Origin of the sequence: uncultured Campylobacter sp. (assembly GCF_938045775.1) — a bacterium.
GTDB lineage: Bacteria > Campylobacterota > Campylobacteria > Campylobacterales > Campylobacteraceae > Campylobacter_B.
On the sequence record NZ_CALIBH010000260.1, the window covers coordinates 1 to 4,311 of the forward strand.

A 4,311-nucleotide genomic window follows, 5' to 3' on the forward strand; every position below is an offset into this window, starting at 1 on the left:
TTTTAAATTTTAAAATTTTATTTGAATAAGCTGTTTACGCTCTCGTCGTGATATACGCGCCTGATAACCTCGCCGAAGAGTGGAGCGACGCTGATTACCTTGATGCGGTCGCTCTCCTGCTTTAGCGGGATCGTGTCGGTCACGACGAGGCCGTCTAGCGCGCCGCTTTCGATGCGCTCGTATGCCGGGCCGCTTAGTACGGCATGCGTACAAAACGCGCTGACGCTCTTCGCGCCCTGCTCCTTAAACGCGCCCGCGGCCTTGACGATGGTGCCCGCGGTATCGATCATATCGTCGATTAGGATCACGTCCTTGCCCGCGACGTCGCCGATGATATTCATCACTTCGCTTTTGTTCGCCTCCTCGCGGCGCTTATCGACGATCACCAGATCGAGCGAGAGCTTTTTGGCGAAGCTTCTGGCGCGCGCGACGCCGCCTACGTCGGGGCTGGCGATGATCGGATTTTTTAAATTTTTCTCTTTCAGATAATCCAAAAATATCAGCGAGCCGTAGAGGTTATCGACCGGCACGTCGAAAAAGCCCTGTATCTGTCCCGCGTGCAGATCCATCGTGACGACGCGGTTAATCCCCGCCGTCTGCATCATATTCGCCACGAGCTTCGCGCTGATCGGCACGCGCGGGGCTGCTTTGCGGTCTTGGCGAGCGTAGCCGAAATACGGCACGACCGCTGTGATCGAGTTCGCACTGGAGCGCTTCAGCGCGTCGGTTAGGATCAGAAGCTCCATCAGATTGGAGTTTGCGGGCGCGCATGTGGGTTGGATGACGAAGACGTCCTTGCCGCGCACGCTCTCGCCGATCTGGACGCTAATTTCGCCGTCGCTAAAGGTTTTGATCGCGCACTCGCTAAGCGGCAGCGAGAGATATTTGGAGATTTTTTTGGCAAATTCGGGATTTGCGGTGCCGGAGAAAATTTTATATCCGCGCATTTTTGATGACCTTTGGATTGAAATTTGCTCGAATTCTACACCAAAAGCGCTAAATTTTAGCTAATTCGCCCGCCGCGCTCGCGTAAAATTTATAAGCGTGCATCGCGAACCGCAGCCCGTTTACTGGATAAATTCTTTGAAATTTAAGAGCAGTTCGGCTCGCCGCGGTTTTACCCTGGCGAAATTCGGCTTTGACTTGCGGCGCCCGCGAGCGATCGGAGCCTGCGTTTTTGCACGAGTAGCTGCGCAGATTACCGGCAAAATCGTATCGCAAAGTTTTATGAAAGTTTGAGAGAGCGCATCGGGCGGGAGCGCGGTATGGCTAAAGTCGTATCGCACAGGGCAGGGTGCGGATGAGCGCAGAATTTTATATTTGCAATACAGACGCGCAAAATTTTATCTTTGAACTGCGGAGAGTGCGTTTAAATTTAAATTTTGAGCTCGCACGGAACAGACTGCGCGGATACCTGCGGCGCGCTAAATTTAAACTGCCGCGGCGTATGAATTTTGGATCGCCAGTGCAGTTAAATTTAAAGCCGCTTTGCTTTGGTGAAAATTTAAAGCTCGCTTTGACGATCGAATTTAAAGCTTGGCTTTTAAAGCATGCCCGTGCGCCACAAAATTTTAAAATTTATCGCGCGACTTTGGTCTGTCGTGTAAATTTAGATACTGCCTTTGCCATTTAAATTTTAAAAACCGAAAAGCTATGAGTACGAATTGAGAGGCAGGACGCTACATAGATTTTAGCGCGGATTATGACATAAATCTCGTCAAGGGTCACGGCATGAACCCAAGCATGGATTATTACGACATACGCCTCGGAGTGGATCGAGACATAAATTCTGACAGGTATCGCGCCGTAAATTTTAAAATTTCAAACGCAAATTTAAAAGCGAATTTAGCAGTTTTAAAAGCAGATTTAAGGACGGATTTTAGATGATAAAATTTTTAAATCTAAAAGTTGCTGCCGCCGTGTTCGCGCTGCTACTCTCAGGCTGCGACGGATGGAAGCACCATCTAAGCAGCGACGGCACCTCGCTCGCCTTCAAGTTCGACCCCTCCAAGCGCACGCTAAAGATCGAGGGCAATGATAAGCCGCTCGTGCTGTTTTTCTACGCAAGTAGCCGAATTTAGAAATTTTAAAATTTATACAAAATTCTACGATTTGGAATTTTGATGAAATTTCTGCATCTACCAGCTTCCGCCAGCACCGCCTCCACCGAAACTTCCGCCGCCCCCACTGAAGCCGCCTCCGCTAAAACCGCCATTTCCTCCAAATCTGCCAAAATCCCCGGATGAGCCGCCTCTCATGCGCGATGAGCGCGCGATTTCGCTTATGATGTCTGCGCTCGAGATTATATCCTCGTCGCTTCTTCTGCGGCGCGTCACGCGGCGGCTTAGTATCGCAAAAAGCAAAACCGCAAAAAGCACCATAAAGATCGCAAAGTCCTTGTTGCTCGGATCCTGCTGCGCGTTGGCGTTAAGGGGATCAAATTTTATATCGCCGCCTTCGATCGTGCTGATGATCGCCGAAATCCCGCTAACGACGCCACTTTCGTAATCCCCCTGCCTAAAATAGGGTAGAATTTTATTGTTGATGATACGCTTTGCGCGCATATCGGTTAGCACGCCCTCTAGCCCGTATCCGACCTCGATACGCACTTTATGCTCGTGCGGAGCGACGAGCAGCAGTACGCCATTGTCGCGCCCTTTTTGCCCGATACCAAGAGCGCGCGCCTGCTCTACGCCGATTTCCTCGATAGAGTAGTCTCCGAGCGATTTTAGGCTTACGAACATGATCTGGTTTGTGGAATTTTTATCGAAAGTCGTTAAAATTTCATTCAGACTCTCTCTCGCGGCTGGGCGTAAAATACCAGCCTCATCGATTACAGCGGTGCCGTTTGGATGGGCTAGATACTCGCTGGGCGCGGCAACGCTTATTACAAATAATGCCATTATGGCAAAAGCAAATCTCCAAGCCACTCTCATTGCAGCTCCACCAAGGTCTCTTCTATCTCGTTATTTTCACTATTTTTAGGCACTCGCATAGCTAGTTCGCACAGCGCGTCCATCGCCTTTAAAACAGCAGGTTCAAGACCTTGCGTGCTGGGGTTAAATTCTGTCGTGATACGTTCAAACTCAACCTTAGAGATAAACTCCGCCGCTTGCGCGCCGCAGATGATATGAGCGCAGCGCTCGCGGACGCAGACGCAAAACATTATCGCTTCTTTTACGCTGCCATAGCGCTCGTAAAATTTTTGCATCGCAAACTCGCCCGAGAGCCGAAGTCTGCGAGATTTAAGCGTGATTAGAGTTAAAAGCGTGGGGCATTTAGCTAGCAGAGCTTTAATCGCTATGAAGCTGAGCGCTACGATCTGCAGTAGCTCAGCTTTGCTTATTTGCGGCACGAAGCACAGAACGATGCCGATCGCAAACGCCGTCACTGCCGCCGCGCCATAGCTAGCCTCGCAGTCCTCGCTTGCTTCGCGCGCGACCACGCAGACGATCTGCGCACCGCTTGCAGCTTCGGCTTTCGTGATTAGCTCGTGAATTTTTTGCTTGCACTGCTCGCTTAGCATTTGCCGCCTTTAGCGTTATTTAAACGAGACGCTAGGGGCTTTTTGGCTTGAGCTATCAGCGCTAAAGCTAGGTTTGGCGCCGCCTAGTCCTACGATGCGCGCGATGATGTTTGTAGGAAAGGTTCTAATTAGCTTGTTGTATTCTTGCACCGAGGCGATGTAGTCCTTGCGCGCTACGGCGATGCGGTTTTCCGTGCCTTCGAGCTGATTTTGCAGATCAGCGAAATTCTGATTTGCCTTAAGATCCGGATAGCGCTCGACTACCAGCATCAAGCGCGATAGGGCCGAGCTAAGCTCGCCTTGAGCGCCGTTAAATTTCGCAAACGCTTCCGGATCTTGCGCTAAACTTTCTGCATTGATATTGACAGCGGTTGCCTTAGCCCGGGCATTTATGACGCCTTCTAAGGTATCTTTTTCATGGCTAGCGTAGCCCTTGACGGTTTCTACGAAATTTGGAATCAAATCGGCGCGGCGCTGATATTGGTTTTGTACCTGGCTCCACGCGGCCTTAACTTCTTCATCTTTGCTTACGAGTTTATTGTAAACCGGCACTGCAAATATCGCAAACGCAATCGCCGCAATCACTAAGACGATTAGAGCTTTGATTAAGATATGAAGCCCTCCTTTTTGGCGCGGATACTCTCCTCCGCCAAAGCTCTCGCCTCGCGCGGATAAGCCTTTATCGTCGTAACCTATACGCTCGTTATTTTCTCCTTGCAGCTCTTTCATTGAAATCTCCTTGGGATGTTGGAATTTAATTTGACTAAAATTTCATATTCGATCGT

At 50.0% G+C, this 4,311-nt stretch carries 6 protein-coding genes; 2 read left to right on the plus strand and 4 right to left on the minus strand.

The features are described 5' to 3' along the window. Positions 1-17 precede the first annotated feature (17 nt). A complete protein-coding gene (locus Q0238_RS10790) occupies positions 18-947 on the minus strand; it encodes a ribose-phosphate pyrophosphokinase (RefSeq protein WP_297945935.1) in 930 nt (309 codons plus the stop codon). A gap of 784 nt (positions 948-1,731) precedes the next feature. Here Q0238_RS10790 and Q0238_RS10795 point away from each other — a divergent pair. Then, positions 1,732-1,887 carry a hypothetical protein gene (locus Q0238_RS10795; RefSeq protein WP_297945936.1) on the plus strand — a complete coding sequence of 52 codons (156 nt, stop codon included), beginning with the start codon at positions 1,732-1,734 and terminating at the stop codon, positions 1,885-1,887. Then, the gene (locus Q0238_RS10800; protein WP_297945938.1) at positions 1,884-2,081 is read left to right on the plus strand and encodes a hypothetical protein; all 198 of its coding nucleotides are present in this window, start codon (positions 1,884-1,886) and stop codon (positions 2,079-2,081) included. The genes Q0238_RS10795 and Q0238_RS10800 overlap by 4 nt, the downstream gene beginning before the upstream one ends. A 57-nt stretch (positions 2,082-2,138) precedes the next feature. Here the strand turns inward: Q0238_RS10800 and Q0238_RS10805 are convergent, their stop codons facing one another. The 3 genes from Q0238_RS10805 to Q0238_RS10815 are packed head-to-tail and all read right to left on the minus strand — an operon-like array spanning position 2,139 to position 4,255. Further along, positions 2,139-2,936 carry a TPM domain-containing protein gene (locus tag Q0238_RS10805; RefSeq protein ID WP_297945940.1) on the minus strand — a complete coding sequence of 266 codons (798 nt, stop codon included), beginning with the start codon at positions 2,934-2,936 and terminating at the stop codon, positions 2,139-2,141. Continuing rightward, positions 2,933-3,526, minus strand: coding sequence for a hypothetical protein (locus Q0238_RS10810; RefSeq protein ID WP_297945942.1), 594 nt, complete (start codon positions 3,524-3,526; stop codon positions 2,933-2,935). The genes Q0238_RS10805 and Q0238_RS10810 overlap by 4 nt, the downstream gene beginning before the upstream one ends. A gap of 15 nt (positions 3,527-3,541) precedes the next feature. After that, a complete protein-coding gene (locus Q0238_RS10815) occupies positions 3,542-4,255 on the minus strand; it encodes a LemA family protein (RefSeq protein WP_297945944.1) in 714 nt (237 codons plus the stop codon). Positions 4,256-4,311: the final 56 nt, after the last annotated feature.